The organism is Mesorhizobium sp. M7A.F.Ca.US.002.01.1.1, assembly GCF_004022955.1.
Taxonomy (GTDB): domain Bacteria; phylum Pseudomonadota; class Alphaproteobacteria; order Rhizobiales; family Rhizobiaceae; genus Mesorhizobium; species Mesorhizobium ciceri.
On sequence record NZ_RZQE01000882.1, the window covers coordinates 1 to 1224 of the forward strand.

At 63.3% G+C, this 1224-nt stretch carries 1 protein-coding gene and 1 pseudogene; both read left to right on the plus strand.

What is annotated here, in order from left to right; translation table 11 throughout:
* A pseudogene (locus tag EN932_RS36390) lies at positions 1-316 on the plus strand (ABC transporter ATP-binding protein); the annotation flags it as partial.
* Positions 317-329: 13 nt separating this feature from the next.
* Positions 330-1208 carry an ABC transporter permease gene (locus EN932_RS36395; RefSeq protein WP_013532454.1) on the plus strand — a complete coding sequence of 293 codons (879 nt, stop codon included), beginning with the start codon at positions 330-332 and terminating at the stop codon, positions 1206-1208.
* Positions 1209-1224 lie beyond the last annotated feature (16 nt).

Consider the following 1224-nt stretch of genomic DNA (forward strand, 5'->3'; position numbering starts at 1 on the left):
GTTCAGCGCGCTCGACATGCAGACGCGCACCGCCATGCAGGACGAATTGCTGGATCTGTGGTCGGAGCAGAAATCCTCGGTTGTCTTCGTCACCCACGACCTAGAGGAGGCGGTGGCGCTGGCCGACAAGGTCTATGTGCTCACCGCTGGGCCGGGCACGGTCAAGAGCGTCTACCGCATCGACCTGCCGCGCCCGCGCGTCATGGCCGACATCCGCTACGACCCGAACTTCGTCGAGATTGCCAAGGTGATCTGGAACGATCTGCGCGAGGAAGTGCAGCTCGGCCAGAGCCGGACCTTGCAGACCGGACATTGAAAGGAGAAACAGCATGACCGCAATCTCTCCGACCGCCAACCAGGCCGCCGTCCGCGATGCTTCCATCGCCGTTGCCGAAGCCCGGGCGAGGGCAAGGCTGCGCCGCCGCCACGCGCTTGTCATCTCCTTGCGCCTGGCGATCCTGGTCGTCTTCCTTGGCCTGTGGGAACTCGGCGCCGACTACAACATCATCGACCCGTTCTTCTTCGCCAGCCCTTCTGGCATCTGGCAGCAGATCTGGTCGTGGATCACCGAAGGCACCTCGCAAGGCCCACTCTGGCTGCAGATCTACGTGACGCTGGAGGAAACCTTCCTCGGCTTTGTCATCGGTGCCCTTGGCGGCATCGCCGCCGGCATCATCCTCGGCCGCAATCGGCTGTTGGCGGATGTCTTTTCGATCTACATCAAGATCGCCAATTCGGTGCCGCGCGTCGTGCTCGGCTCGGTGTTCATCATCGCGCTCGGCCTCGGCATGGCGTCCAAGGTGGCGCTTGCCGTGGTGATGGTGTTCTTCGTTGTTTTCGCCAACGCCTTCCAGGGTGTGCGCGAGGCCGACAGGGCAATGATCGCCAATGCCCAGATCCTTGGCGCCTCGCCGTTCCAGATCACCCGCACCGTCATCATTCCTTCGGCGATGAGCTGGATCCTCGCCAGCCTGCATGTCAGCTTCGGCTTCGCGCTGGTCGGCGCGGTGGTCGGCGAGTTCCTCGGCGCCAAGCAAGGCATGGGCCTGCTGATCTCGACCGCGCAGGGCGCCTTCAACGCCAATGGCGTGTTCGCCGCGATGATCATCCTGGCTGTCATGGCGCTGGTGGTGGAGTTCATCATCACCCGCTTCGAGAACTATGTCGTGAAGTGGCGGCCGGCGCCGTTCAACGAGCAGGGAACGTGATCGGTCAGAGCAGGGG

Excerpts from the sequence above, each read along its gene's own strand:
- EN932_RS36395 (WP_013532454.1), top strand. The coding sequence starts at position 330 with ATGACCGCAATCTCTCCGACCGCCAACCAGGCCGCCGTCCGCGATGCT.